25 protein-coding genes and 1 pseudogene are annotated in these 24,837 nt (G+C 69.2%); 14 read left to right on the top strand and 12 right to left on the bottom strand.

Annotation, left to right across the window (positions count from 1 at the left end):
• Positions 1 to 42 precede the first annotated feature (42 nt).
• Positions 43 to 390, bottom strand: coding sequence for a BON domain-containing protein (locus tag AC06E6_RS03425; protein WP_478060354.1), 348 nt, complete (start codon positions 388 to 390; stop codon positions 43 to 45).
• A gap of 289 nt (positions 391 to 679) precedes the next feature.
• Between AC06E6_RS03425 and AC06E6_RS03420 the strand changes: the two genes are divergently transcribed.
• From AC06E6_RS03420 to AC06E6_RS03410, 3 genes are all read left to right on the top strand, one after another.
• Positions 680 to 931 (top strand): hypothetical protein, encoded by a 252-nt coding sequence (locus AC06E6_RS03420; protein ID WP_161615100.1) that lies wholly within the window; start codon positions 680 to 682, stop codon positions 929 to 931.
• A 138-nt stretch (positions 932 to 1,069) separates the two neighbouring features.
• The gene (locus AC06E6_RS03415; RefSeq protein ID WP_240212748.1) at positions 1,070 to 1,672 is read left to right on the top strand and encodes a hypothetical protein; all 603 of its coding nucleotides are present in this window, start codon (positions 1,070 to 1,072) and stop codon (positions 1,670 to 1,672) included.
• Between the two features lie 2 nt (positions 1,673 to 1,674).
• Positions 1,675 to 2,682: a magnesium transporter CorA family protein gene (locus AC06E6_RS03410; protein ID WP_240212749.1), complete on the top strand. Its 1,008-nt coding sequence runs from the start codon at positions 1,675 to 1,677 to the stop codon at positions 2,680 to 2,682.
• Positions 2,683 to 2,748: 66 nt separating this feature from the next.
• Here AC06E6_RS03410 and AC06E6_RS03405 read toward each other — a convergent pair whose 3' ends face one another.
• Entirely contained in the window at positions 2,749 to 2,928 is a 180-nt protein-coding gene (locus AC06E6_RS03405; RefSeq protein ID WP_104938769.1) for a hypothetical protein, read from the bottom strand.
• A gap of 208 nt (positions 2,929 to 3,136) precedes the next feature.
• Here AC06E6_RS03405 and AC06E6_RS03400 point away from each other — a divergent pair.
• A pseudogene (locus tag AC06E6_RS03400) lies at positions 3,137 to 3,583 on the top strand (DUF6766 family protein); the annotation flags it as partial.
• Positions 3,584 to 3,777: 194 nt separating this feature from the next.
• Positions 3,778 to 4,833 (top strand): NAD(P)-dependent alcohol dehydrogenase, encoded by a 1,056-nt coding sequence (locus AC06E6_RS03395; RefSeq protein WP_240212750.1) that lies wholly within the window; start codon positions 3,778 to 3,780, stop codon positions 4,831 to 4,833.
• 70 nt (positions 4,834 to 4,903) lie between these two features.
• Here AC06E6_RS03395 and AC06E6_RS03390 read toward each other — a convergent pair whose 3' ends face one another.
• Positions 4,904 to 5,161: a hypothetical protein gene (locus tag AC06E6_RS03390; protein WP_240212751.1), complete on the bottom strand. Its 258-nt coding sequence runs from the start codon at positions 5,159 to 5,161 to the stop codon at positions 4,904 to 4,906.
• On the bottom strand, positions 5,158 to 6,441 hold the full coding sequence (locus tag AC06E6_RS03385) for an amidohydrolase (RefSeq protein WP_478060350.1): 1,284 nt from the start codon (positions 6,439 to 6,441) through the stop codon (positions 5,158 to 5,160). The genes AC06E6_RS03390 and AC06E6_RS03385 overlap by 4 nt, the downstream gene beginning before the upstream one ends.
• 539 nt (positions 6,442 to 6,980) lie before the next feature.
• On the opposite strand from AC06E6_RS03385, the gene AC06E6_RS03380 reads away from it, so the two are divergent.
• From AC06E6_RS03380 to AC06E6_RS03365, 4 genes are all read left to right on the top strand, one after another.
• Complete coding sequence (locus AC06E6_RS03380) at positions 6,981 to 7,571, top strand: sigma-70 family RNA polymerase sigma factor (RefSeq protein WP_478060348.1); 591 nt, start codon at positions 6,981 to 6,983, stop codon at positions 7,569 to 7,571.
• Entirely contained in the window at positions 7,568 to 8,209 is a 642-nt protein-coding gene (locus tag AC06E6_RS03375; protein ID WP_240212754.1) for a DUF1109 domain-containing protein, read from the top strand. Before AC06E6_RS03380 ends, AC06E6_RS03375 begins: the two co-directional genes overlap by 4 nt.
• Before the next feature lie 230 nt (positions 8,210 to 8,439).
• The gene (locus tag AC06E6_RS03370) at positions 8,440 to 8,895 is read left to right on the top strand and encodes a thioredoxin family protein (protein ID WP_313249520.1); all 456 of its coding nucleotides are present in this window, start codon (positions 8,440 to 8,442) and stop codon (positions 8,893 to 8,895) included.
• Positions 8,896 to 8,907: 12 nt separating this feature from the next.
• Positions 8,908 to 9,636 carry a cytochrome c biogenesis CcdA family protein gene (locus AC06E6_RS03365; protein ID WP_104938785.1) on the top strand — a complete coding sequence of 243 codons (729 nt, stop codon included), beginning with the start codon at positions 8,908 to 8,910 and terminating at the stop codon, positions 9,634 to 9,636.
• 146 nt (positions 9,637 to 9,782) lie between these two features.
• Here the strand turns inward: AC06E6_RS03365 and AC06E6_RS03360 are convergent, their stop codons facing one another.
• Positions 9,783 to 10,553: a class I SAM-dependent methyltransferase gene (locus AC06E6_RS03360; protein ID WP_478060345.1), complete on the bottom strand. Its 771-nt coding sequence runs from the start codon at positions 10,551 to 10,553 to the stop codon at positions 9,783 to 9,785.
• 542 nt (positions 10,554 to 11,095) lie between these two features.
• Between AC06E6_RS03360 and AC06E6_RS03355 the strand changes: the two genes are divergently transcribed.
• Together AC06E6_RS03355 and AC06E6_RS03350 are read left to right on the top strand one after the other, a co-directional pair.
• The gene (locus tag AC06E6_RS03355; protein WP_478060343.1) at positions 11,096 to 12,502 is read left to right on the top strand and encodes a serine hydrolase domain-containing protein; all 1,407 of its coding nucleotides are present in this window, start codon (positions 11,096 to 11,098) and stop codon (positions 12,500 to 12,502) included.
• 257 nt (positions 12,503 to 12,759) lie between these two features.
• On the top strand, positions 12,760 to 13,155 hold the full coding sequence (locus AC06E6_RS03350) for a serine hydrolase domain-containing protein (protein ID WP_478060341.1): 396 nt from the start codon (positions 12,760 to 12,762) through the stop codon (positions 13,153 to 13,155).
• A gap of 156 nt (positions 13,156 to 13,311) precedes the next feature.
• Here the strand turns inward: AC06E6_RS03350 and AC06E6_RS03345 are convergent, their stop codons facing one another.
• The 7 genes from AC06E6_RS03345 to AC06E6_RS03315 all read right to left on the bottom strand — a co-directional run bounded on the left by AC06E6_RS03345 (position 13,312) and on the right by AC06E6_RS03315 (position 21,134).
• A complete protein-coding gene (locus AC06E6_RS03345) occupies positions 13,312 to 14,049 on the bottom strand; it encodes a copper homeostasis protein CutC (protein ID WP_478060339.1) in 738 nt (245 codons plus the stop codon).
• A complete protein-coding gene (locus AC06E6_RS03340; RefSeq protein ID WP_478060337.1) occupies positions 14,046 to 15,050 on the bottom strand; it encodes a glycosylasparaginase in 1,005 nt (334 codons plus the stop codon). The genes AC06E6_RS03345 and AC06E6_RS03340 overlap by 4 nt, the downstream gene beginning before the upstream one ends.
• Complete coding sequence (locus tag AC06E6_RS03335) at positions 15,047 to 16,090, bottom strand: glucokinase (protein ID WP_104938802.1); 1,044 nt, start codon at positions 16,088 to 16,090, stop codon at positions 15,047 to 15,049. Before AC06E6_RS03335 ends, AC06E6_RS03340 begins: the two co-directional genes overlap by 4 nt.
• A gap of 53 nt (positions 16,091 to 16,143) precedes the next feature.
• Positions 16,144 to 16,530, bottom strand: coding sequence for a fluoride efflux transporter CrcB (gene crcB, locus AC06E6_RS03330; RefSeq protein ID WP_161614414.1), 387 nt, complete (start codon positions 16,528 to 16,530; stop codon positions 16,144 to 16,146).
• A 68-nt stretch (positions 16,531 to 16,598) separates the two neighbouring features.
• Complete coding sequence (locus AC06E6_RS03325) at positions 16,599 to 17,903, bottom strand: replication-associated recombination protein A (protein WP_275692559.1); 1,305 nt, start codon at positions 17,901 to 17,903, stop codon at positions 16,599 to 16,601.
• 140 nt (positions 17,904 to 18,043) lie between these two features.
• Complete coding sequence (gene lolA / locus AC06E6_RS03320) at positions 18,044 to 18,682, bottom strand: outer membrane lipoprotein periplasmic chaperone LolA (protein WP_104938805.1); 639 nt, start codon at positions 18,680 to 18,682, stop codon at positions 18,044 to 18,046.
• A 91-nt stretch (positions 18,683 to 18,773) separates the two neighbouring features.
• Entirely contained in the window at positions 18,774 to 21,134 is a 2,361-nt protein-coding gene (locus tag AC06E6_RS03315; protein ID WP_478060335.1) for a DNA translocase FtsK, read from the bottom strand.
• Between the two features lie 287 nt (positions 21,135 to 21,421).
• Between AC06E6_RS03315 and trxB the strand changes: the two genes are divergently transcribed.
• Genes trxB through AC06E6_RS03300 form a run of 3 tightly spaced genes read left to right on the top strand, consistent with a single transcriptional unit; the run spans position 21,422 to position 24,453 of the window.
• Entirely contained in the window at positions 21,422 to 22,399 is a 978-nt protein-coding gene (trxB, locus tag AC06E6_RS03310; RefSeq protein ID WP_104938807.1) for a thioredoxin-disulfide reductase, read from the top strand.
• A gap of 24 nt (positions 22,400 to 22,423) precedes the next feature.
• A complete protein-coding gene (locus AC06E6_RS03305; protein WP_478060332.1) occupies positions 22,424 to 23,317 on the top strand; it encodes a metallophosphoesterase in 894 nt (297 codons plus the stop codon).
• Entirely contained in the window at positions 23,314 to 24,453 is a 1,140-nt protein-coding gene (locus AC06E6_RS03300; protein ID WP_478060330.1) for a GNAT family N-acetyltransferase, read from the top strand. Before AC06E6_RS03305 ends, AC06E6_RS03300 begins: the two co-directional genes overlap by 4 nt.
• The last annotated feature ends 384 nt before the right edge of the window (positions 24,454 to 24,837 follow it).

Here is a 24,837-nt window from a genome sequence, read left to right as displayed (position 1 = left end):
GGCGGCCGTCTGCCCCGTGGGCCGAGCGGCCGCCCGGGGCGGTTACCTGGCGCCGCGGACCATCAGCCGGTTATCCACGCGGCTCACGCCCTTGATGCCCTTGGCGACGGCCACGGCCTTGTCCGCCTCGGTCTGGCTGTCGACGTCGCCGCTCAACGACACCACGCCGTTGACGGTCTCCACCTTGATCGCCATGCCGGGGATGTCCTTGCTGGCGAGCAGGTCCGCCTTGACCTTGGTGGTGATCCAGGTGTCGCTGCCGGGCTGCGCCGAATCATGCCCCTGGGTGCCGTGCGCCTGTGCGCTGGCAGGGCCGGTGGCGAGGGCACCCGCGCAGGCGGTCGCGACGATGCCCAGGAGCAGGAGATGCTTCATCTTGCTGGTGTCCATGTCGATTCTCCACGCGGAGCGGAAGTGCTCCGGGGGTCATCCTCGCCGGCCGGGAATTAAGAGCGTGCAGCAGGTCGGTGACGGCCACGTACACGGCGATCACCGCGCGCGGTACGTGATGCGGCGCCGCGCCGCACCCGAAGCATGTACGCCGCGGGCGCAGGCACCGGCATCGGCGTGATCCACTTCATAGTTTCACGCCGCGTCCGCATGGTGCAGGCAACGGCTTCACCCCGCGCGCGCTAAAGCAGGCATGCCGGGGCGGGAATAACCATGAGGAAATCTTGCTGTGAAAGGTGTTCAACTCTATCTGGTGGGACCGGGACAAGAGCGTCGCCCGGTCAGGCGCATCGCCACGGAGCTGGCCGACATCAAGACCATGGGCATTCCCATCAGGAGCGCGCCTGCGGCCGCCAACACACTGATCGAGGTCAGCACGCTGGCGGACGACCAGGGCAACCTTGCCCGGCAGGTCGACTGCGAAGGATTCCGCTACAAGTTCACTGGCTCGGAGATTCCCTGGTCCCTGGTGGTCGGCTGATGTGCGCGGCAGGCCTCCCCGCGCGGGAGGCCTGCCGCGCCGGCCACGCGCCGATACGTGCGCTTCACACCCGATCACGCGCTCGTTTCGATTGCCTGCCTATACCGGTGGACCCTCATCCCACCAGGAGCACTGTCCATGACCTCGAAGCCCAACGCCGCGCATGTCCGCGAACTGCTGCTGCAGGCACTGGAAACCGAACGCGGTGGCATCCAGGTGTACGGCGCGGCGATCCGCGCGGCCTGCAACAAGGACCTGAAGCACGAGTGGGAGGGCTACCTCGAGGAGACGCGCAACCACGAGCGGATCCTGACCCGCGTGTTCGAGGCGATGGGCCTGGATACCGAGATGTCCAGCCCTGGCCGTGAGGTGGTGGCCCACCAGGGCGCATCGCTGGTGGCGGCGATCGAGATGGCCATGGCCAACGCCAAGCCGGCCGACGCCGAGCTGGTCGCGGCTGAATGCGTGGTGCTGGCCGAGACCAAGGACCACATGAACTGGGAGTTGATCGGCCAGGTTGCAGAGCAGGGCGGGCCGCACGCCGAGGTGCTGGCGCAGGCGCACGCCGCGGTGGAGACCCAGGAGGACCATCACCTGTACCACACCCGCGGATGGGCGCGGGAGCTGTGGATCCAACGCCTGGGCATGCCCGCGGTGCTGCCGCCGCCGGAAGAGCAGAAGGACGTGCAGACCGCCATCGGCGCGGCGCGTGCGGAAAAGGCCCGGCAGGACTACCTGTAACGATGGAAGCCGGCAACGACGGCGCGGCGGAGGACGCGACCGGCACCGGGGCCGCGTTCTTCTGCCGCCTGTTCGACGCCCGTGGCCAGTCGCAGGTGGTCAGCCGGTGCGCGCTGGGCGCCTGCCAGCCGGCGCGCGACACCCTGGCGTGGGTGGACCTGTGCGACCCGTCCGACGCGGACATCGACGCGGTGTGGGCGGCGTGGCAGTTGCCGCCCGCCGCGCGTCTTTTCCTGGACGGCGGCACCGTGCCGGAGGTCGGGCAGAGCGAGGCATTCTTCTGGGTGCGCGCGGTGGTTGCCGGCGGCGGCGACAAGGACCGGATCAACGGCGTGGTGCTGGTGTGCGTGGCGGGTGCCGACCGGGTGGTCACCTTCCGCCGCGAGCAGGTCGCTTTCCTGCAGGACATGCGCGTGCAGCAGCCCGGCAGGGTCGGCGTGCTGGGCGCGGAGAGCTTCGTGGCCACCGTGCTCGACCGGCTGCTGGGCAGCTACTTCAAGGCCATCGACGAACACGAACTGGCGATCGAGCGGCTCGAGGTCAGCATCCTGGGCAAGGGCGCATGCGATGCGCTCAAGGAACTGCAGCGCCTGCGCCGCTGGGCGTCGCGCCTGCGGCGCATGCTGGCGCCGCACCGGGTCGTGTTCGGTGCCATGTCGCGCCCGGATTTCCGCCCGGACGAAGGGCGCGAGGCGGGCCGCCACTTCACCGCCCTGAACATGCGCTTCGAACGCGCCCTGGACATGGTCGAGAATGCGCGCGACCAGGTACTGGGGAGTTTCGAACTGTTCAGCAACCAGACCGCGTTGCGCACCAACGAGGCGATGCGGGTGCTGACCTTCGTCACCGTGGTGACCGGGTTGATGGCGACCATCGTCGGCGCGCTCGGCATGAACTTCGGCGCAGGCCTGTTCGACAGCGGCGACGCCGGCTTCTATGGGGTGATCGCCGGGCTGCTGGCGATGGCGCTGGGCGCGTTCGCGCTGGGCCGCCGCCAGCACTGGTTCTAGCAGAAGTGACACCGTGGCCACGCGGGGCAGGGCGGCGCAGTAGCGCCGCACCCGCCACGGCGGCGTTCACTCCGGGGTCTTGGCCGGTACGAACGGGGACACCGGATCGCTGGCCGGGAACGTCTCTTCCAGCGCCTCGTCGTGGTTGTCGCTCTCGTGCCGTTTGCGTTCGCGGCGCTCCTGCGGGGTTTCGGTGCAGTCGCGGTCTTCGCCCGGATCGGGCGGGTCCTTCCGGTCTCGGTTCATCGCATGGCCCTCGCTGGGGAGATGTGCTGGAGCGCCGATTGTTGTCGGGGTGGTTTGCTGCCGGCGTGAAGCGGCTGCATGCGTGATGCATGGCGCTGGCCGGATGTTCATCGATGTGAGCCGGCCGGGCGCGTGGCAGGGCGATCGTTGACGTCGACTTTCGCTTGCGCCGACCAACGTGCTGCCCGCACCGGAGGGAGGAACACCCATGACAAGCAAGCAGACATCCTTCATCTACCGCAACCGACTCTCGCTGGTGCTGCTGGCCTTGTTTGCCGTCTCGCTGGCCGGGCAGGTATGGACCGGGTTGCGCGCATTCAATGACGAACGCGCCGACCAGGGCGCAGCCCCGGTGACGCTGGCCCGCTACCTGCACAGCGGCCACTTCCTGTCGGCCACGTTCGAGAACTGGGAAAGCGAGTTCCTGCAGATGGGCATGTATGTGCTGCTGACCGTCGGGCTGCGTCAGCGTGGTTCGGCCGAGTCGCGCCAGCTGGAGCCGGCCGCCGAGGTGCAAGATATCGCGCCCGGCACCCCGCCGTGGCCGGTGCGCAGGGGCGGTGTATGGAAAACCCTGTACGCCAATTCGCTGTCGTCGGCTTACCTGGCGCTGTTCCTGTTGACGTTTGCAGGCCATTCCTACGGAAGCTGGCGGCACGCGAACTGATCGCAGAATGGGCGGATGCGCCGTCCGGCACGCCCGCATCCGGTCGTGCCGGCGGCGTACACGATGCCGGCATGACGCGCCGGATCGATTGGAAAATTCAATGGTGCGCGACGGCGTCGCCCGGCTGATCATCGCCATCCAGACGGTGCAGAATGCATCACCTTCCACCGGATGCTGCCGATATGAACCAGACCGTCAAAGCCTATGGCGCCCACGCCGGCGACCGCCCCCTGGAGCCGCTGGACATCACCCGCCGCGCGCCTGGCGCGCACGACGTGCAGATCGAGATCGCCTATTGCGGCATCTGCCACTCCGACCTGCACCAGGTGCGCGCCGAGTGGCATGGCACCCACTTCCCCTGCGTGCCCGGGCATGAAATCGTCGGCCGCGTCTCGGCGGTCGGCGCCGAGGTGACCGGCTTCGCGCCGGGCGATCTGGTCGGCGTGGGCTGCATCGTCGACAGCTGCCGCCACTGTGACGACTGCGCCGAAGGGCTGGAAAACTACTGCCACGGCATGGTTGGCACCTACAACGGCAAGACCGCCGACGCCCCGGGCTGGACGCTGGGCGGTTACTCGGAGCGCATCGTCGTCCACCAGCGCTACGTGCTGCGCATCCGCCACCCCGAGGCACAGCTGGCCGCGGTGGCGCCGCTGCTGTGCGCCGGCATCACCACCTGGTCGCCGCTGCGCCACTGGCACGCCGGCCCCGGGCGCAAGGTCGGCGTGGTCGGCATCGGCGGCTTGGGCCACATGGGCATCAAGCTGGCCCACGCGCTGGGCGCGCGGGTGGTCGCCTTTACCACGTCCGAATCCAAGCGCGAGGCGGCGCTGGCGCTGGGCGCCGACGAAGTAGTGGTCTCGCGCGACCGCGCGGCAATGGCGGCCCATGCCGGCAGCTTCGACCTGATCGTCAACACCGTGGCCGCACCGCACGACCTCGACGCCTTCCTGGCGCTGCTGCGTCGCGACGGCGCCATGGTGCTGGTCGGTGCGCCGGCCACGCCGCACCCGTCGCCGAACGTGTTCAACCTGATCACCCAGCGCCGCACCCTGGCCGGCTCGATGATCGGCGGCATTCCCGAGACCCAGGAAATGCTCGATTTCTGCGCCGAGCACGGCATCGTCGCCGACATCGAGCTGATCGCCGCCGGGCAGATCAACGACGCCTACGAGCGCATGCTGGCTGGCGACGTGAAGTACCGTTTCGTCATCGACAACGCCACCTTGGCCGACTGAAGCCGGGGGAACCCGGGGGGCCGGGGCGCAGCGCGCCGGCACCCCGGGCGGGCGTTGCACGCCCTGCGCCTCAACGGGTGTGCTTGCCGGGCGGAATGGTCAGCAGGATCGAGGCGATGGCGCCGACCACCATCAACCGGTTGAACCCCGGCGCCACGAGTGCTGCCTCGCGCATGGCCAGCTCGTCCTTGACGCGCGGGGCGGTGTCGAGCGTGGTCTGCGCGAACAACCAGAACGTGACCACGCCCAGGATCATGCCGTACAGCAGGCGGTCGATGCCGTGGAATGCGGTACCCGCGGTATCCGCGGTGCGCGTGGTGGCGTTCATGCGTTCCCGTCCCGGGGGCCTTCGGGCGGCGCGCACAACCAGGCCGCGGCCGCGCTGAGCATCGCCTGCAGCCCGGTTTTCAGCGTCGGCTCGAGCACCGGTGCGAAACGCGGCGAGTGGTTGCTCGGCAGCGTATTGAGGGTGCCTTCGGCCCGGGCCTTGGCGTACGCCCGCGGATCGGTGCCGCCGACGAACCAGAACACGTAGGGCACGCCCCAGGTGCGGCCGAACACGCTGAAGTCCTCGCTGGCGGACATCGGCTTGCTCTGCAGCGCGTTGTCGCCGAACTGGGCATGGAACGCCGCCGCCACGCGTGCGGTGGCGTCGTGGTCGTTGTCGGTCATCGGGTAGCTGCTGAGCGTGGTGAACTCCGGCGGCCGCGGCGCGCCCGAGGCGTCGCACTCGGCGCAGCAGATGCGCCTGACCGCCTGCAGCATGTGCGTGCGCACCGCCTCGTCATAGGTGCGCATGTTGAGCTTCAGGGTGGCATCGTCGGGAATGATGTTCTCCTTGGTGCCGGCCTGCAGCGCGCCGATGGTGAGCACCGCGCTGTCCAGCGGTGCCACTTCGCGCGAAACGATGGTCTGCAGGCGCATGACGGTGGCCGCGGCCATCACCACCGGATCCACCGCGGTCTGCGGTTGCGAGCCATGCGACCCGCGCCCGAACAGCGTGACCTTGAGGCTGTCGGCTGCCGACAGGATCACCCCGGGCCGATAGCTCACCGTGCCGGCCGCGCCGACCATCACATGCTGGCCCAGCACCACCTCGGCACGCGGCAGGCCCAGACGCTCCCAGTCGGCGATCATCGCGTTGGCCCCCTGGGCGGTTTCCTCGCCGGGCTGGAACACCACCATCAGCGTGCCACGCCATGCGCCAAGCGCCGCGGCGAGCACCTGGGCGGCCCCCATCAACCAGGTCACGTGCAGGTCGTGGCCGCAGGAATGGGCTACGCCCACCGTGCGCCCGTCGTCGTCGGTGGCTGTGGCGGTGCTGGCGTAGGGCAGGCCGGTCTGCTCGGCCATGGGCAGTGCATCCATATCCGCGCGCAGCATGACCGTGGGCCCGTCGCCGTTGCGCAGCAGCCCGACCACGCCGGTGCCCCCGACGCCGCGGGTCACGACATAGCCGAGCCGTTGCAGGTGGTCGGCGGCGATGCCGGCGGTGCGCTGTTCCTGCATCGACAGTTCCGGGTGCTGGTGCAGGTCCTGGTAGATCTCCACGAGGCGTGGCTGCAGTTGCGCGAAGAGCGGTTCCAGTGCGGCGGTCAGCGGGTTCATGGTCGATCCTCCGGAAAGCTTGCATCACGCTGCGCCTGCGACTGTTACCGGTGCGAAAAGAACCGGGCTTCCACCGCGTCCGGCGGAAACCGGGGCAGGGTCGGCTTCCGCCCCCGGGCGCGGGGCGGCATGCGCCTCCCGCCGCACCCCGCGGGCGAAGGTGGTACGTTCGGCTGCAGCAGCAGGCATCGGCTGGTGGCGGTGCCGGGCAGGCCCGGGCTCGCGCCGGCGCCCCATGACGGATGACGCGCCGGGTGCCGGATCGCGGGCGACCGCGGCGCGGGGGCAAGGGCGCGCGGGATCGGCACCATGGCGGTGCCGGGGACGCCCGCCGCGCAGCACCGATGACCAGCGTCCAACAATCATGGCGCTGGCTGTAACCGGAATGCCCCGCGCAGCGAAACCCTTTGGATGACCGACTTTTCGCCAAACACGCCCGTGTCCCTCCCGCCAGCCCCGTGCGCACTGCGCTGGCGCTGCGTCGCGGGAATGGGTGGGTGGCGCGCCTGTCCGGGCCCCGGGGCATGGAAGGGTGGCCGGTGAGCAGCCCCGTGTCCACGCCGGCGTCCGCGGCGCCGCCACCCGCCGACCCGATCGAGACCGTGCTGCGTGCGCAATTCGAGGCCGGGCTGGGCGGCGACACGGCGGCGCACCGGCGCTTCCTGGACGCGTTGAGCGCACGCCTGCGTGCGTTCCTGCGTCGGCGGCTGGGTGCGGCGCCGGATGACGTCGAGGACATCCTGCAGGAGACCCTGCTGGCCATCCACAACAGCCGCCACACCTACCGCAGCGGCGAACCCCTGACCGCGTGGGTCTATGCCATCGCCCGCTACAAACTGATGGACTTCCATCGCAGCCACCACCGGCGCGAGGCGCTGAACCTGCCGCTGGAGGCAGCGCAGGACGTGTTCGCCGCCACCGACACCGAATCGGCCCAGGCCCGGCATGACCTCGGACAACTGCTGCAGGCGCTGCCCGACCGCCATCGCCTGCCGATCCTGCACGTCAAGCTTGGCGGCCTGTCCGTCAGCGAAACCGCGCGGCTCACCGGCATGTCCGAATCGGCGGTGAAAGTGGGCATCCACCGCGGCCTGAAGGCACTGGCATTGAAAATACGGAGTGCGGCATGAAAACCCATGATCTGATCGACCTGCTGGCCAGCGACCCGGTGCCGGTGCAGCGGCACGCGGCCGCGCGCCGCTTCGGCCTGGCGCTGCCGGCGGGAGCGCTGCTGTCGCTGGGCCTGATGCTGGCCGGCTATGGGCTGCGGCCCGACCTGGCCGAGGTCTCGGTCCAGCCGCTGTTCTGGGCCAAGGCCGGGTTCGCGCTGGCGATGTTGTGCGGGGCACTGTGGGTGACCGCGCGATTGTCGCGCCCGGGCCGGACGGTGGCGGCGGCCTGGTCGGGACCGGGCATTCCGCTGCTGCTGCTGTGGGGCGCCGCCGCGGCCGCGCTGTGGTTGGCACCGGGCGACGAGCGCGTGGCGATGCTGCTGGGGCGCAGCTGGCGCAGCTGTGCCTTCAGCATCGCCGGCCTTTCGCTGCCCTTGATGGCAACGACCTTCTGGGCGCTGCGTGGACTGGCGCCGACGCGCCTGCGGCTGGCCGGTGCCGCAGCCGGGCTGCTGTCGGCCGCCGTCGCCGCCGTGGTCTACAGCCTGCATTGCCCGGAGATGGACGTGCCGTTCTGGGCGGTGTGGTACGTGCTGGGACTGTCGCTGCCCACCGCCGCCGGCGCACTGCTGGGGCCGCGCCTGCTGCGCTGGTGAGCCGCGCCCGGGGCGGCGCCGGACCCACCTCGATGGCGGCAGCGCATTGGCCCGGCGGATGCCGCGGCGCGCGCCGGTTCCGCCCGTCGCCAGGCCGCAACGGCCGGATGCTGGAGCGGCGCCGGCCGCCGGCGCACTGCGCATGAATGCAGCAGCACGCGGTTGCGGTGGCGTGTAACCGCCGGCCCGCATCGCGCGAATGGATATCCACCCACCCACTGGAGATTCCCATGCATTGCTTCCGTTCCCTGCTTGCCGTTGCCGTCCTCGCCGCTGCCGGCGTGCCCGCCACCAGCGCGCTGGCCGCCGACCCGCCGGCCGCCGCGCCGGCCATGGCCATGGCGATGACGCCCAGCGTGGCGGTACGCGCCTATGACCAGATGGCATTCGACCAGGCGCAGGCGGCCAACAAGCCGATCCTGGTGTGGGTGCACGCGCCGTGGTGCCCGGTGTGCCGCGAACAGGAAAAGGCGATCAAGCAGATCACCGCCGATCCCGCCTACCGCGACCTGCTGGTGCTGCGCATCGATTTCGATACCCAGAAGCCGCTGTGGCAGAAGTTCGGCGCGACCATGCAATCGACCCTGATCGGGTTCCATGGCAAGCGTGAAACCGGCCGGGTGGCGCACGAGAGCGATGTGGCGCGGGTCGCGCCCGTGCTGCGCTCGACCCTGTCCGGCAGCTGAGGCCGGCGCTGCATGAGCCTGGGTTTGAATCCGGCACTGGCCTACGTGGCCGGTGCCCTGACCATCCTGTCACCGTGCGTGCTGCCACTGGTGCCGATCGTGCTGTCGTCGGCGGCGCAGCGCCACCGCCTGGCGCCGCTGGCGCTGTCGGCGGGCCTGGTGCTGGCGTTCACCGCCACCGGTTTCGTGGTGGCGGCGTTCGGCCAGTCACTGGGCATCGACACCCTGGCGGTACGCGCCGCGGGCGCGGTGATCCTGTGCCTGGCCGGGCTGGTACTGCTGTTGCCGCCGCTGCAGCGCCTGCTGACCCGCGTGGCCACGCCGCTGGCCAGCTGGGCGGGCCGCACCCAGCTCGCCGTCGACGCGCGGGGAGGGCTGTGGGGCCAGGCCCTGGTCGGGATGCTGTTGGGCGTGGTGTGGGCCCCCTGCGTCGGGCCGACGCTGGGGGCCGCCATCGCGCTGGCGGCGGCAGGCCAGAGCCTGGGCGCCGCCCTGCTGGTGATGGCGGCGTTCGGCCTGGGCATCGCCAGCGTGCTGCTGGTCATCGCCTTCGCCGCACGCGGTGCCCTGGACCGCTGGCGTGGCCGGCTGATGGGCGCCGGCAGCCGCGGCAAGCAACTGCTGGGCGTCCTGCTGCTGCTCGTCGGCGGGCTGATCCTCAGCGGTGCGGACCGCCGGATCGAAGCCTTCGCGCTGGACCACCTGCCGGACTGGATGACACGCCTGTCCACCGCGTTCTGAGGACGGGCTGCGCGCTGTGCCCGGGATGCGGCCCGCATGGCCGCATCCCGGTTGCGCACCGTGCCGCTGCGGTCACGGCGGAGGGGCCATGCCCTGCAGGGAGGCCGTGGCACGACAGGGCATGCGGGCCATCGCGGAGGTCGGGCTCAGGCCGTTCCGCCTGCCGGGCGCGTCGCTTCAAAGGTGACGACCTGGTCGCCCTTCCGGGGGCGGCGACCGCGCTGGTAATTGCCTGAAACGACCACGTCCGTGAAACCGGCCGCGTACAAGGCCAGAGCGAACTCCTCGACTCCCCACCAGCGCAGCTTGAACAGGTCGAGCTCGGTCGCTGCCAGGTTGCCGTTCCGCCAGTGCTCATAGCGCAGGTGGGACAGGGTCGTCTGCGCGATGTAGTCGGTCTCGACCCGATGATCCGTCAGCGTCAACAGTTCACCTTCCCCGGTGGTCCAGCTGCGCAATGTGCCGGACGGGCCCAGGAAGCCGTCGATCGCGTCGAGGTCGAGGACCAGCTTGCCACCCGGCAGCAGATGCTGATGGAACCGCCTGAGCACGGCGCAGGCCGCCGCGGCATCCGTGATCAGCTGCAGGGAGCCGGCCGGGATGATGATCGCGGCGAACTTCCTGTCATAGGCGAAGTCCTCGAAACCGCGGCGCGTCAGGTTCGCGGGTACGCCATGCGTCCGGCATGCCGCGCGACAGTAGCCCAGCATTTCCTCGGAGGTGTCGAACCCTTCGACCGCGAATCCAGCCTTGAGCAGCGGTACCAGAACCCGCCCGTTGCCAACCGCAGGTTCCAGAACCGGGCCTGCGCACCCGCCAAGCAACTGCTGGTAGTACTCCACATCACCGAACGACCGGCCGACCGGCTTGTCCAGGTTGTAGACCCATGACGCGAGCCTTCCGTAACGATTTTCCATGCCACTCCCGTGCAGCCGCGCTGCGCTCCCGTTCGCATCTGGCCGCGCAGCATACCGTCGGGCAAGCGCGATTGCGCCCCTGCCGCGTCTGCGGGGCCACCGGCGCGGACCGGATTGAAACGGCAGGCAGGCGACAGGTGTGTCGAGATATGAAGGGGCCGCGTGCGCGTCCGGTGGTATGTGCTGGCTGTCTGATGCGGTGGCCGGCGTGGCGGACTCCGGCGTCCATGGCATGGGGCGGGGCGGTCTCACGCCCTGGTGCCTCCGCAGCGCAGCCATCCGCTGCGAACAGGTCCGCGATCGCAAGCAGCGATGGAGTGGAAGACGATCGGCCGCGCCGGCCGCCCCGTTGCCAGGCGCCAGCACTACGCCATGGCATCGTTCAGGGCGGATCATTCGACCGCCGTGCCGGCCTGCGGGTGCGGCCCCCAGCCGATGTCGAGCAGGGTGGGCGAGCCCGTCATGGGCGCAGGGGCGGGCAGGTTGATGGCACCGGACTTCTCACCCAGTATTGGGCAAGACGAGAAACGGATTGAAAGCGCATGGCAGGTACGGCAAGGCATCTTTCGACCCATCGCATCGGCGTGGCGGCCGCTCTCCTTCTCATCGCCTCGAACGCCGCTGCCACGTTGCCTGCCGAAGGGGCATTCGACGAATGGCTGGCGGCGTTCAACAGCGGCGACCGGGCCACGCTCCGCGAGTTCAATGAACGTCGCTTCGCCGACCCGGATCACAACCTCGACCATCTCCTCGATAGCCGCGAAGAGACCGGCGGGCTGGACGTGATCAGGATCGAGCGCAACGAGCCGACGGTCTTCGTGGCAATGGCGCAGGAGCGCAGCTTTCCGGCTTACCGGCGGATCACGGTCACCTTCGGCAAGGCCGGGGACGCGTTGCTGAAGGAAGTCAGGCAGGACCCGCAGCCGCTGCCGCAGGACAGGGCGCTGGAAGCACTGGATGCCTTCGCGGAACGTCTTGCGGACACCGACCGCTTCTCCGGCGTGCTGGTTGTCGAACAGAACGGAAGGCGGCTGTACGGCAGGGCATTCGGGCTGGCCGATCGCGAGAACAACGTGCCGGTCCAGCTCGACACCCCGTTCCTGTTCGCCTCCCAGGGCAAGATGTTCACGGCCGTCGCAGTACTGCAGTTGATCCATGCGGGCAAGATCAACTTCGATGATCCTGTCGGAACGTATTTGACCGACTACCCGAACAGGGAGATGGCGAAAGTCACCGTGCGGCAGTTGCTTTCACATCAGGGCGGAACCGGCGATATCGGCGTGTTGCAGCCGGAAGAGGCGGGCAATCGGGCCTGGGTCCGCACAATCGACGATCTCATGACGCTCAACGGCGATCGTGGCCCCTCTTTTCCCCCGGGATCGGCATTCGACTATTCGAACTACGGTTCCGTGCTGCTCGGTGCACTGGTGGAAAAGGTCAGCGGCCAGAGCTATTACGCTTACCTCGCCGAGCATGTCTTTGGTGCCGCCGGCATGACTGCGACTGGCTTCCCGGACATTGCGCACCTGTCCGGTGTCGCCAACGGCTACACCCGGGGCGCCGATGGAAAGCTGGTCTCCAGCGCCAGTCTGCTGCCATGGAGGGGGACGCCTGCGGGTGGCGGGATTTCCACCGCCAACGACCAGGTACGCTTCGTGGATGCCCTCAAGAGTGGCAGGCTGATCCCGCCGTCCCTGTTGAACCAGGCCATCAAGCAGCAGACTGCATGGTATGGCTATGGCTTCGTTTCATCCGGGCCCGAGGAGTTTCCTCACTGGGGCCATGGTGGCGGAGCGGCCGGCAACAGCACGGCTTTGTCGGTCTATCCTTCCAACGACATGACCATGGTGTGCCTGAGCAACCGCGATCCTCCCGCTTGCGACCGACTCCTTACCCATCTGCATTGGCATTTGTCTCCGCCACCAACAACGCCAGAACAGCTGCGCTGACTGGCGTACGGGAGACGGTGGAAGCCCTGTGTCGCTGCGCCGGCCAGCGATGCGTGGGGACGCGTACTTCGGGGGGCTGTCGCACTTCATCCAGATCGCGAAGCTGACGGTGACTCGAACGCTACGTCTGGGCGCGTGCAGCCGTAACTCCCGACCCGGAGCTGGCAGTAAAAGAGGAGGGGGCTTGCACTTCGCGAAGCCAGTAGGCCTCAACTGCATCACGCATTAATGCCCATTTACGGAGTCCAAGCCACACCATGAAAGCAAAGAACATCGGCATCTTCCTGGCCGTGTTGTGGTCGATCCTGCCGGCGGTGGCCTGGGCCGCCAGGCCGCAGACGTCCGCGGATATCGCGGAGCTCAGCCGATGGCTGGCGCAGCGCCAGCGGGACAGCGGCGTGGTGGGTGTGTCGGCCGCGTTGGTCGTGGATGGAAAGATCGTGTGGAAACAGGGCTTCGGCTATGCGGACAAGAACGCCGGCATTGCCATGACCCCGGGCACCCAGGTCGGCATCGGCTCGGTGACCAAGACCTTCACCGCGTTGGAGGCCATGCAGCTGCAGGAGCAGGGCGTGGTCGATATCGACCAGCCGTTGTCCCGCTACCTGAGTGAGAGATCGGCGGGCCCGTTTAGATGTGTAGTTACGCCATAAGAAGTACAGATTTAGATGGCGCAAAAGTACAGATCTAGTTGTCCCGTCAGGGGAACAGGGCTGCGGCCACGCCCAGCACGATCAGGAGTGGTCCTGCATTTCGCATAATGTATATTATGTAAAATTCAGAGCAGCGATACAGGTCAGCCCGCATGCTCACACCTGCTGGTCCAATGCCCGCCGCAATGCACTCACCTGTTCCGCATCGGATTGTATCCAGTCGCTTTCTAGGCCGGTCAGCGCCGGGTTGTGGTGGCGCATGGTCGAGCGGCGTAGCGCCTTCGCCGAGGCATGGAGTTCGTTGCAGCCGCTGTGTCCGGCGATCGTCGCGATGTTCTGCGCATCCAGGCCGGCGCCGGCCATCAGCCCGATGCGTCCACCAGCGTGGGTGACCAGTTGCCGCAGCACCTGGCGGCCGGCCATGGCGCTGGCGGCGCCGCCGGAGCTGAGGACGCGCTGGCAGCCCAGGCCGATGATCGTTTCCAGGGCCGCCGGCAGATCACGGGCGGCGTCGAAGGCACGATGGAACGTGGTGCCCAGCGGTCCTGCCGCCGCGACCAGTTCCCGGCAAAGCGCGACGTCGACATCGCCGTCAACGGTGAGCGCGCCGATCACCACGCCATCGCAGCCCAGCTGCCGGCAGCTTTCGATGTCGCGCAGCATGATCTCGGCTTCCTGGGTGTCGTAATGGAAATCGCCCGGTCGCGGCCGGATCAGGACGAACAGCGGAATCCGCAGGCGGTCGCGGGCCACGGCGACACTGCCGCGCGACGGCGTGGTACCGCCCTGGGCCAGGTTGTCGAACAGTTCGATGCGGTCGGCGCCGCCGGCCTGCGCGGCCAGCGCCGAGGCGACCGAGTTGCTGGCGATCTCCAGCAGGCGGCGCCCGCTCATGTCTGCTCGCTGGTGTAGACCGAACGGGAATCCAGCAGCGTGTCCTGCCTGCGCGCATCGCAGACCGCGTACACGAAGCCGCGATGCAGGGCGTAGGCGCCGACGTCGCCGTTCCTGCCAATGGCAAGAAAGCACACCTGCAGGGTACGGCTGGCTTCGGGGCGCTTGTGCACTACCCGCTCGATGGCTTCGCGGCAGGCGTCGGCCGGCGAGCGTCCCTGGCGCATCAGTTCCACTACCAGGAAGGAGGCCGCGTTGCGGATCATTTCCTCGCCCATGCCCGACGCCGTGGCCGCGCCGACGTCGTTGTCGACGTACAGCCCGGCACCGATGACCGGGCTGTCACCCACGCGGCCGTGCATCTTGAAGGCCATGCCACTGGTGGTGCAGGCACCGGCCATGTGGCCGTTGCCATCGATGGCGAGGATGCCGAGGGTGTCGTGGTTGTCCTTGTCGCCCGGGCGCCCGCGACGCTCGGCGTTGATCTGCGGCGCGTAGTGTTCGGTCTTCAGCCATTCGCGCCAGGCGTGTTCGGCTTGCGGGGTGAGCAGCCTGCGCCGCTCGAAGCCCTGCTGCACGGCGAACTGCTGCGCGCCCTCGCCCACCAGCATCACGTGCGGGGTCTGTTCCATCACCCGGCGCGCGACCGATACCGGGTGCAGGATGTCGCTCAGCGCCGCGACCGATCCGCAACGGCCATCGCCGGCCATGATGCTGGCATCCAGCGTCAGCACGCCATCGCGGTCCGGGTTGCCGCAGCGGCCCACGGTGGGGTTGCACAGGTCGCTTTCGGCCCAGCGGGCGCCCGCCTCCACCGCATCCAGCGCGCTGCCGCCGGCCGCCAGCATCTTCCACGCGGCCTGGTTGGCGCCGACGCCGAAGTCCCAGGTGGAGACCACGCGCGCGCCATTGGCGGCCGTGGGCGATGCCAGCATGCGTGGCGCGGCGCCGGCGGTGGCCAACAGCAGCGAGGTCTGCAGGAACTGCCTGCGGTTGCTCATAACGTCTCTCCCGTGGGAATGCGGCCGCGGCCGCTGGTGTCCGCATGCCAGGCCAGCGCGCCGAGCACGCCGAGTTCGCCGTCGTCGATGCGCCACACCGGCACCCGCTGCAGCGTGGACGACAATGCGCCCTTGGCCAGGAAGCGCTGCTGGAACCCGCCTTCGTGCAGCCACGGGGCGAGATGCCCGGTGATGCCGCCGGTGAGGTAGACCGAGCGGGCGCCGAAGGTGAGCGCGAGGTCGCCGGTGACGCTGCCCAGCCACGCGCAGAACGCGCGGATGCTGGCCAGTGCGAGCGGGTCATCGGCGGAACGCGCCGCCTGCACCAGCTCGGCCGGCGTCTGCCAGCGCGGTGCCACGCCTTCGCGCTCGCAAAGGCAGGCGTGAAGCGTCATCAGCCCGGGGCCGGACAGGATGCGCTCGCAGTCCACATGCCCATGGCGCTGCAGCAGCATGCGCAGCACGTCCAGCTCCAGCGCGTTGCCGGCGCTCAGCGCGGCGTGCCCGCCTTCGCTGGCCAGTACCGGCGGCTGGCTGTTCTCAAGGCGCAGCGCCACACCCAGCCCGGTGCCGGGGCCAAGCACCAGGGCCGGGCTACCGTGGTCATGGGCGGGGTCGCCGGACAACGGGTGCAGCGCATCGCGCGCGACGTGGGGGATGGCCTGGGCCACCGCCACGAAGTCGTTGATCAGCTCCAGTTCGCCCAGCCCCGACTCACGGCGGGTGGCGGCCAGCGAAACCGGCCACGCCAGGTTGGTGTTGAGCAGGCGGTCGCCCTCCAGCAGCCCGGCGATGGCCACCACCACGCGGCCAACCGGCGGCAGCGCAGGATCGGCGCGCAGGCCGCTGGCGTAATCCTGCAGGATCGCCGCCAGGCTTGGATGTTCGGCACAGGCGTAGCGGCGGAAACCGTTGATGCGGATCGGCTCGCCTGGTCGCAGGGTGGCCCAGCCCAGCCGGGCGTAGGTTCCGCCGACGTCGGCACCGATGATGGTCGTTGCCGGTACCGGCTCGCTCACTCTACCCTGCTCTACCGGCATGTCGTCTTTCGATCGCTACAGATGGAAAGCGGATCATGCGTTGGAAAGCCGGTTCACGCCAAGGGGCGCAACAGTCGCCAGGTGGCCCAGCCCAACGCGGTCATCGACAGCGAGCCGGCCAGGTGCAGGCCCATGGTCGCCAGCGCCCAGCCCAGTTGCTGGCGCAGGAACAACTGCACCACCTCGGCGGAGAAGGTGGAGAACGTGGTCAGACCGCCGAGCAGGCCGGTCACCACGAACAGGCGCCACTGCGGCGCGATGTCCGGGCGTACCGCGAACCATGCCAGCGCCAGGCCGATGGCGTAGCCGCCGAGCAGATTGGCGGCCAGCGTGCCCAGCGGAACGGTGGAATGGAGCGGATTGAGCCATACGCTTAGGCCGAACCGCAGCCATGCCCCGATGGCCGCTCCGACGCCTATCGCCACAAAGGAAAGCCACATCGGCTGATGTCTCCTGTTGCTGTCATGGAATGCCGCGCAAGGTTGCCGGGCGCGGCACGGGGCGCCGCTCAGTCCTTTGTCGAGTCGCCGCCCCTGGCCTGTTCGCGTGCCGCGCGGAGCCGGTCGAGCTTTTCCTTGAGCTTGATTTCCAGCCCGCGCTCGACCGGCCGGTAATACACGCGCTCGCCCATCTCGTCGGGGAACGCGGTCTGGTCCAGGGCGATGCCGCCGGCGACGTCATGGTCGTACTGGTAGCCCTTGCCGTAGCCGAGGGTCTTCATCAGCCGCGTCGGCGCGTTGCGCAGGTGCAGCGGTACCGGCAGCGACCCCAGTTCGCCGACGTCGGCGCGGGCGGCGTTCAGCGCCGCATAGGCGGCGTTGGACTTGGCGGTACTGGCCAGATAGACCACCAGGTTGGACAGGGCGATATCGCCCTCCGGCGCGCCGATGCGGTCGTAGGCGTTCCAGACGTTGATCGCCATTTCCAGGGCGCGCGGGTCGGCCAGCCCGATGTCCTCCACCGCCATGATGGTCAAGCGCCGCAGCAGGTAGGACGGGTCGCAGCCACCATCGAGCATGCGCGCCAGCCAGTAGATCGCGCCGTCCGGGTTGGAGCTGCGCACCGACTTGTGCAGCGCCGAGATCTGGTCATAGAACTGCTCGCCGCCCTTGTCGAAGCGGCGGGTGCGGTCGGCCAGCACCTGCAGCAGGGTTTCGGGGGTGATCCGCCCGCCCTCGCCCGCCGCCAGCTCGGCGGCGATTTCCAGCAGGGTCAGCGCACGCCGCACGTCGCCATCGGCGGCGCGGGCGATCTCCAGCAGCGATTCGCGGGAGACCTGGATGACCTCGCCGCCGAGTCCACGCTCGCCATCGTCCAGGGCGCGCTGCAGCGCTTCGGCCACATCCTCGGGCGACACCGCCTCGAGCACGTGCACCCTGCAGCGCGAGAGCAGCGCGGAGTTGAGCTCGAACGATGGGTTCTCGGTGGTGGCGCCAACGAAAATGATGGTGCCGCGCTCGATGTGCGGCAGGAAGGCATCCTGCTGCGACTTGTTGAAGCGGTGCACCTCATCGACGAACAGCACCGTGCGCCGGCCTTCGGCAAACCGCTGCGCGGCCTCGGCCAGCACCTGGCGCACGTCGGGCAGGCCCGACAGGACCGCCGAGATCGCGCGGAACTCGGCATCGGCATAGCGTGCCAGCAGCAGCGCCAAGGTGGTCTTGCCGCACCCCGGCGGCCCCCACAGCACCATGGAGTGCACCCGGCCGGACTCGATGGCCCGGCGCAGCGCGGTATTGGGCGCCAGCAGGCGCTTCTGCCCGACCATTTCGTCGAGCGTGCGCGGGCGCATGCGTTCGGCGAGCGGGCGCATGCCCTCTCGATCCGCGCTCAACAGGTCGGCAGGAGGGTCGGAGAACGTGTTTCTGGATCTGGCCACGCCGGCATTCTAGCGTGGCCGCAGGTGACGGCGACCGTCATTGCGCCGCTCGCTATCGGGGCTGGCTGCGGCGCTCAACGCTCGCCGATGACGTCCACGTTGCTGGCCGGGGTGAAGCGGAAGGTGCCGGCGGCGAAGCCCGGGTTCTTCTTCCAGCCGCTGAAGTCGATCACCGTGCGCTGGCCGACCGCATCGACCACTTCCATGCGGCTCAGTCCGCCTTGGCCGAAGCCGAGTGCGGCGTACTGGAAGCTGGCATCGGTTTCGCGCTTGGGGCTCAGCGACAGCCACTGCAGACCATCGCGCGGAGCCGCCTCTTCGCTGACGTCGTACTGGCGTTCCAGCTGCGCCGGGTTGATCAGCGCGGTCAACGGGCTGTTCTGCTCCTCCTCGCCCTGGCTGCGCACGGTGGCCTGCTCCAGGTCGGGTTCGTAGACCCACACCTTGCTGCCGTCGGCGACGATCAGCTGCGGATGCGGGCGGGTGTATTCCCAGCGGAACAGGCGCGGCGCGGACAGCGCGACGCGGCCGCTGGACGACTCCTTGAGCTTGCCGCGGGCGTCGAACACCTGCTGGCTGAACTGCCCGTCCAGGCCGCGCAGGCCGTTGGTGAAGGACTTCAGGTCGTCGCGCGCGCCGGCATGGGCGTCGGCGGCGAGACCGGCCGCGGCCAGGGCGACGGCAATCAACGTGGGACGCAGGAAGACGTTCATGGCGGTAGTCATCGATGGACGGGGGAATGGGCAGAGTCTGCCCGGCATAAACTGAATGGGCGGCAATCGCGATCGAATGCCGCCGCGGCACTCACTTGGGCGGCGGCGGTGCCAGCACGCTGCGGTCGCCGTTGTGCTCCGGCGCGCTGACCACGCCGGCCGCTTCCATCGCTTCGATCAGGCGCGCGGCGCGGTTGTAGCCGATCTTCAGCCGCCGCTGCACGCCGGAGATCGAGGCGCGCCGGGTCTCGGTGACGATGCGCAGCGCCTCGTCGTACAGCGGATCGGATTCGTCGCCACCGCCGCTGGATTCGGGCAGGCCGGTGGCGCCGACCACCACCCCGTCGCCCATGGTCTGGACCTCGTCCAGCACGCCCTCGATGTAGTCGGCCGGGCCGCTGGCCTTGAGGTGCTCGACCACCCGGTGCACTTCCTCGTCGGAGACGAACGCGCCGTGCACGCGGTCCGGCATCGCCGTGCCCGGCGGCAGGTACAGCATGTCGCCGTTGCCCAGCAGCGCTTCGGCGCCGGACTGGTCGAGGATGGTGCGCGAGTCGATCTTGGAGCTGACCTGGAACGCGATGCGGGTCGGGATGTTGGCCTTGATCAGGCCGGTGATCACGTCCACCGACGGACGCTGGGTGGCCAGGATCAGGTGGATGCCGGCGGCGCGCGCCTTCTGCGCCAGGCGCGCGATCAGTTCCTCGACCTTCTTGCCGACGATCATCATCATGTCGGCGAATTCGTCGATGAAGATGACGATGAACGGCAGCGGCTCCAGCGGGCGCGGCGCCTCGCCCATTTCCGGGTTGGGCTTGAACAGCGGGTCCATCAGCGGCTGGCCGGCGTCGATGGCGTCCTTGATCTTCTTGTTGAAGCCGGCCAGGTTACGCACGCCCACCGCGCTCATCAGCTTGTAGCGGCGCTCCATTTCGGCCACGCACCAGCGCAGGCCGTTGGCGGCCTCCTTCATGTCGGTGACCACCGGCGCCAGCAGGTGCGGGATGCCTTGGTAGACGCTGAGCTCCAGCATCTTCGGGTCGATCATGAGCATGCGCAGGTCTTTCGGGCTGGCCTTGTACAGCAGGCTCAGGACCATGGCATTGACCGCCACCGACTTGCCCGAGCCGGTGGTGCCGGCCACCAGCAGGTGCGGCATGCGCGCCAGGTCGGCCACGGTCGGGCGGCCGGCGATGTCCTTGCCCAGCGCCAGGGTCAGCACGCTGGCCGACTTGTCGTATTCCTTCGAGCGCAGCAGCTCGGACAGGAAGATCATCTCGCGGGTGACGTTGGGGATTTCCAGGCCGATCACCGACTTGCCCGGGATCACGTCGACCACGCGCACCGATTTCACCGACAGCCCTCGGGCGATGTCCTTGTCCAGCGAACTGATCTGGCTGACCTTGATGCCCGGCGCCGGTTCGATCTCGAAACGGGTGATCACCGGGCCCGGATAGGCGCCCACCACCTGGGCGTCGATGCGGAAGTCCTTGAGCTTGAACTCGATCTGCCGCGACAGCGCTTCCAGGGTCTGCTCGTCGTAGCCCTTGGGCTGCGGCTTGGGGTCGTCCAGCAGCGCCAGTGGCGGCAGGTCCGAGCCGTCGCCATTGACGCCCTGGAACATCGGGATCTGGGTCTCGCGCTTGGCGCGCTCGCTCTTCTCGATGACCGGCACCGGGCGCGGCTCGATCTTCACCGGCTCGCGCCTGGCGCGCACTTCGGCATCGACCTTGCGCACTTCCTCGCGTTCCTCGCGCAGCGCCCGGGTCTGCTGCCAGGCGCTGGCCTGTTCCTTCTTGCGGTCCAGCAGCGGGCCCAGCGCCAGCACCCACTTGCCGATCTTCTCCATCACCCAGAACCACGACAGGCCGGTAGCCAGGGTGATCGAGGTCAACAGCAGCACCAGCAGGAACAGGTTGCTGCCGACCGGGCCGAAGCCGCTCTGCAGCGACTTGCCCACCAGCACGCCGAGGCCGCCACCGGCGCGGGCGACATCGCCCGGCGGCAGGCGCAGGTAAAGGAAGCCGGTGGCGCCGATCAGGAAGCCGACGATGCCGACCAGCCGCAATGCCGGGCCGAGGTCGTCGTTGTTGCCGCGGTCCTCGCGGTTGAGCCCGAACATGGCGATCCAGGCCACCGCCGCCAGCATCAGCGGAATCAGGTAGGCCACGTAGCCGAACAACTGCCGCAGCACGTCGGCGATCCACGCCCCCACCCGGCCGCCCATGTTGTGGATCGGGGCGACCACCGAGCCGGCCTGCGACCAGCCCGGGTCCGCCGGCGAATAGGTGAACAGGCTGGCCAACAGGTACAGCAGTGCCGGCGCGATCGCGATCAGCGCCAGGTCACGCCACAGCCTGTTGCGACGTGGATTGTCCGCGGCGGCCGCCTGCTTGCGCGCGTTGCCGCTCGGGCCAGCGCCCTTGTCACGTTCCGGGACCTGTTTCGCCACCTTGGACCAGACCTTAGAAATGCAGGGTTAGTGATTGATATTAAACGACACGCGGCCCCGTTTCATCCGCCCGATGCAGCGGGTGACGGGCACGGCAGCGAAAGGACATCGGCACGCATGCGGAGCGTCGGCGACGGGGGCGACCGTGGGTGCGGGCGGTCCGGTGGGCCGCGCAGTTCCATCACTGCGCCTTGATTCACCGGAGCCCGGTCTCCACTCTATGAGCGGTCCGGACGGTCGCCATGCAGCGCGATCGCGCCGCCAATCCCGACTTCCCGCGAGTATACATGAGCACTTCCAGCGCCCCGTCCCTGCCCACCCGCCACCACAAGCTCGTCATCCTGGGCTCCGGCCCCGCCGGCTGGACCGCCGCGGTGTATGCCGCGCGCGCCAACCTCAAGCCGGTGGTGATCACCGGCCTGCAGCAGGGCGGTCAGCTGATGACCACCACCGAAGTGGACAACTGGCCAGGCGACGCCCATGGCCTGATGGGGCCGGACCTGATGGCGCGCATGCAGGCCCACGCCGAGCGCTTCGATACCGAGGTGGTGTTCGACCATATCCACACCGCCGACCTGTCGCAGCGTCCGTTCACGCTCACCGGCGACAGCGCGCAGTACACCTGCGACGCGCTGATCATCGCCACCGGCGCCACCGCCAAGTACCTGGGCATCCCGTCCGAAGAGGCGTTCAAGGGCCGTGGCGTGTCAGCCTGCGCCACCTGCGACGGCTTCTTCTACAAGGACCAGGACGTGGTCGTGGTCGGTGGCGGCAACACCGCCGTGGAAGAGGCGCTGTACCTGTCCAACATCGCCCGCAAGGTCTACCTGGTGCACCGCCGCGACACGCTCAAGGCGGAAAAAATCATGCAGGACAAGCTGTTCGCCAAGGTCGCGGCGGGCAAGATCGAAACCGTGTGGCACCACCAGGTCGACGAAGTGCTGGGCAACGAGATGGGCGTGACCGGGGTGCGGGTGAAGTCCACCCAGGACGGCAGCACCCGCGACATCGCCGCGCATGGCTTCTTCGTGGCCATCGGCCACCACCCGAACACCACCCTGTTCGAGGGCCAGCTGGCGATGAACAACGGTTACCTGGAAATCCGCTCAGGCCTGGGCGGCAATGCCACCCAGACCTCGGTGGAGGGCGTGTTCGCCGCCGGCGACGTGGCCGACCAGCATTACCGCCAGGCCATCACCTCGGCCGGCTTCGGCTGCATGGCCGCACTCGACGCCGAGCGTTTCCTCGACGCCCAGGGCCACTGAGCCCGGCCGTTCCGGCAGCCGGGCATGGACATGGTGTTCGCCAAGCAACTGCTGTTCCACGGCAGCTGGCTGGTGTTCCCGGCCATCGCCTGGCTGCTGTGGCAATGGCGCCGCCGCCGCCGATACCGCGCCGTGCTCGCGATCCTGCTGCTCGGCTGCGGCCTGTTCACGTGGGCCCGCTTCATCGAGCCGCAGTGGATCCGCGTCGCCCATACCGAGCTGCGCGGTACCGGCATGCACGTGCGCATCGCCCTGGTCAGCGACATCCACCTCGGGGTCTACAAGGACCGCCGCTTCCTCGAGCGGCTGGTGGCGCGGCTGGATGCGCTACCGGTGGATGCGGTGGTCATTGCCGGCGACCTGACCTATGAACCGCAGCGGCTGGTGCTGTCCGAAGCGTTCTCGCCGCTGTCGGCGCTGCGGGTGCCGGTCTACGCCGTGCTCGGCAACCACGACCAGCAGGCGCCGGGCCCGGACATCGATGCCGCGCTGCGTGCGGCTTTGCGCGCCAATGGCGTGCGCATCATCGAAGGCATGCGCCTGGTCGATGCCGCCGGCATCCGCTGGGCCGGCCTGGGCGACCGCTGGGCCGGCAAGGATGCTCCGGACTTCCTGCATCGGCCGCCCGGTCGCGCGCCGGCGATCGTCGTCGCGCACAACCCCGACAGCGCCATGGACCTGCTGCCGGGCGATGCCGCCATCGTCCTGGCCGGGCATACCCACGGCGGGCAGATCCGCATCCCCTGGCTGTACCGCAAGGTGATCCCCAGCGCCCACGGGTTCGACCGCGGGGAACAGGTGGCAGCGGCGGCGGCCGGTCCGGTGCGGGTGTTCACCACCCGCGGCGTGGGCGAAGTCGGCCTGCCCCTGCGCCTGTTCAACCCGCCGACCATCGACGTGCTGCAACTGCGGCCATGACGTCTTCCCTGCAACTGCGGGTGCTGCCGTCCCTGGCCCAGGTAGGGGCGGCACAGTGGGATGCCCTGCACGACCGGCGCAACCCGTTCGTCAGCCACGCCTTCCTTGCCGGCCTGGAGCAGCACGGCTGCCTGCGCCCGGAATGGGGCTGGCAGCCCTGCCACATGACCCTGTGGCGCGGCGATGAACTGGCCGCCGCGGTGCCGGGCTACCTGAAGCACAACTCGCACGGCGAGTTCGTGTTCGACCATGCCTGGGCCGATGCGTATGCACGGCATGGGCTGGCTTACTTTCCCAAGTGGCTCGGCGCGGTGCCCTACTCGCCGGTCACCGGCCCGCGCCTGCTGGCCCGCGACGCCGCCGACCGGCGCCTGCTGCTGGAAGCGATCGCCGCGCATGTGCGCGCGCAGGGGCTGTCCTCGGCCCATGTCAATTTCCATGCCGCGGCCGAGGACACGGCCTTCGATGCGGACTGGCTGCGGCGCGCGGACGTGCAGTTCCAGTGGCAGCGCCGGCCCGGCTGGCAGGATTTCGACGGCTTCCTCGCGTCGATGGACCACAAGCACCGCAAGAACATCCGCCAGGAGCGCGCGCGGGTGGCGCGCAGCGGCATCGGCTTCCGCGTGGTCCACGGCGACGAGGCAAGCGCGGCCGACCTGGACGCGATGCATGGCTTCTACCTGCAGACCTTCGTCGGGTACGGCAATGCGCCGGCGCTGACCCTGCCCTTCCTGCGGCATCTGGCCACCGCCATGCCGCGGCACCTGGTGATCTTCCTGGCCGAACAGGATGGCGAGCCGATCGCTGGCGCGCTGTGCCTGCGCGGTGGCGACACGTTGTACGGTCGTTACTGGGGCGGCGCCGCCCTGCCCGGCCTGCATTTCGAGACCTGCTATTACCAGGGCATCGACTATTGCCTGCGCGAGGGGCTGCAGCGCTTCGAGCCGGGGGCGCAGGGTGAACACAAGCTCGCGCGCGGGTTCCTGCCGACCCTCGTGCGCAGCCGGCACTGGGTCGCCGATGCGCAGTTCCGCCAGGCGCTGCGCGAGTGGTGCGCACGCGAGGAGCGCGATGTCGCCGGTTATGCGCAGGCGCTGCGGCGGCACTCCCCGTTCCGCGACGGCGACGGCGCATGAGCGGGGCAGCGCCTGCGTTCGTGCGTCCCGCGCCGCTTTGCGCGGCATTCCCGCCGGCGTAACCGGCGCTGGCCGGGCGGCCATTGGCGGGGACAGGTCGCCGCGCACACGACGCGGACACACCGGTGGAGCGTGGCGTTGCGTTGGCCGCTACGCCACGCCAGCGACCTGCGGCAGGCATCCGCCACGCATCGTGCCAACGGCTCGCGCTGCACGCCGAACCCACGCTGGCCGCGCGTGATGGCCAGGATTTCCCGCCTGCGACGATGCGAGCGGCGCAGCCGCCTGCGCGGCCTCGGGCTTCTGTTCCGGCATGCGCCTGGGCCGGGCCGAACGACCACCGGGCGCAGACGCGGGACGCGCCTGCAGGCGCGCCCCGCAGTA

This window comes from Stenotrophomonas sp. Steno-Z10-HUANG (genome assembly GCF_056393075.1).
This window is presented reverse-complemented; position numbering and strand designations above follow the sequence as displayed.

Coding starts and splice junctions, on each gene's coding strand:
- AC06E6_RS03425 (WP_478060354.1), bottom strand. CDS start 390: ATGGACACCAGCAAGATGAAGCATCTCCTGCTCCTGGGCATCGTCGCG.
- AC06E6_RS03415 (WP_240212748.1), top strand. CDS start 1,070: ATGACCTCGAAGCCCAACGCCGCGCATGTCCGCGAACTGCTGCTGCAG.
- AC06E6_RS03410 (WP_240212749.1), top strand. CDS start 1,675: ATGGAAGCCGGCAACGACGGCGCGGCGGAGGACGCGACCGGCACCGGG.
- AC06E6_RS03405 (WP_104938769.1), bottom strand. CDS start 2,928: ATGAACCGAGACCGGAAGGACCCGCCCGATCCGGGCGAAGACCGCGAC.
- AC06E6_RS03395 (WP_240212750.1), top strand. CDS start 3,778: ATGAACCAGACCGTCAAAGCCTATGGCGCCCACGCCGGCGACCGCCCC.
- AC06E6_RS03390 (WP_240212751.1), bottom strand. CDS start 5,161: ATGAACGCCACCACGCGCACCGCGGATACCGCGGGTACCGCATTCCAC.
- AC06E6_RS03385 (WP_478060350.1), bottom strand. CDS start 6,441: ATGAACCCGCTGACCGCCGCACTGGAACCGCTCTTCGCGCAACTGCAG.
- AC06E6_RS03375 (WP_240212754.1), top strand. CDS start 7,568: ATGAAAACCCATGATCTGATCGACCTGCTGGCCAGCGACCCGGTGCCG.
- AC06E6_RS03370 (WP_313249520.1), top strand. CDS start 8,440: ATGCATTGCTTCCGTTCCCTGCTTGCCGTTGCCGTCCTCGCCGCTGCC.
- AC06E6_RS03365 (WP_104938785.1), top strand. CDS start 8,908: ATGAGCCTGGGTTTGAATCCGGCACTGGCCTACGTGGCCGGTGCCCTG.
- AC06E6_RS03360 (WP_478060345.1), bottom strand. CDS start 10,553: ATGGAAAATCGTTACGGAAGGCTCGCGTCATGGGTCTACAACCTGGAC.
- AC06E6_RS03355 (WP_478060343.1), top strand. CDS start 11,096: ATGGCAGGTACGGCAAGGCATCTTTCGACCCATCGCATCGGCGTGGCG.
- AC06E6_RS03350 (WP_478060341.1), top strand. CDS start 12,760: ATGAAAGCAAAGAACATCGGCATCTTCCTGGCCGTGTTGTGGTCGATC.
- AC06E6_RS03345 (WP_478060339.1), bottom strand. CDS start 14,049: ATGAGCGGGCGCCGCCTGCTGGAGATCGCCAGCAACTCGGTCGCCTCG.
- AC06E6_RS03340 (WP_478060337.1), bottom strand. CDS start 15,050: ATGAGCAACCGCAGGCAGTTCCTGCAGACCTCGCTGCTGTTGGCCACC.
- AC06E6_RS03335 (WP_104938802.1), bottom strand. CDS start 16,090: ATGCCGGTAGAGCAGGGTAGAGTGAGCGAGCCGGTACCGGCAACGACC.
- crcB (WP_161614414.1), bottom strand. CDS start 16,530: ATGTGGCTTTCCTTTGTGGCGATAGGCGTCGGAGCGGCCATCGGGGCA.
- AC06E6_RS03325 (WP_275692559.1), bottom strand. CDS start 17,903: ATGCGCCCGCTCGCCGAACGCATGCGCCCGCGCACGCTCGACGAAATG.
- lolA (WP_104938805.1), bottom strand. CDS start 18,682: ATGAACGTCTTCCTGCGTCCCACGTTGATTGCCGTCGCCCTGGCCGCG.
- trxB (WP_104938807.1), top strand. CDS start 21,422: ATGAGCACTTCCAGCGCCCCGTCCCTGCCCACCCGCCACCACAAGCTC.
- AC06E6_RS03305 (WP_478060332.1), top strand. CDS start 22,424: ATGGACATGGTGTTCGCCAAGCAACTGCTGTTCCACGGCAGCTGGCTG.
- AC06E6_RS03300 (WP_478060330.1), top strand. CDS start 23,314: ATGACGTCTTCCCTGCAACTGCGGGTGCTGCCGTCCCTGGCCCAGGTA.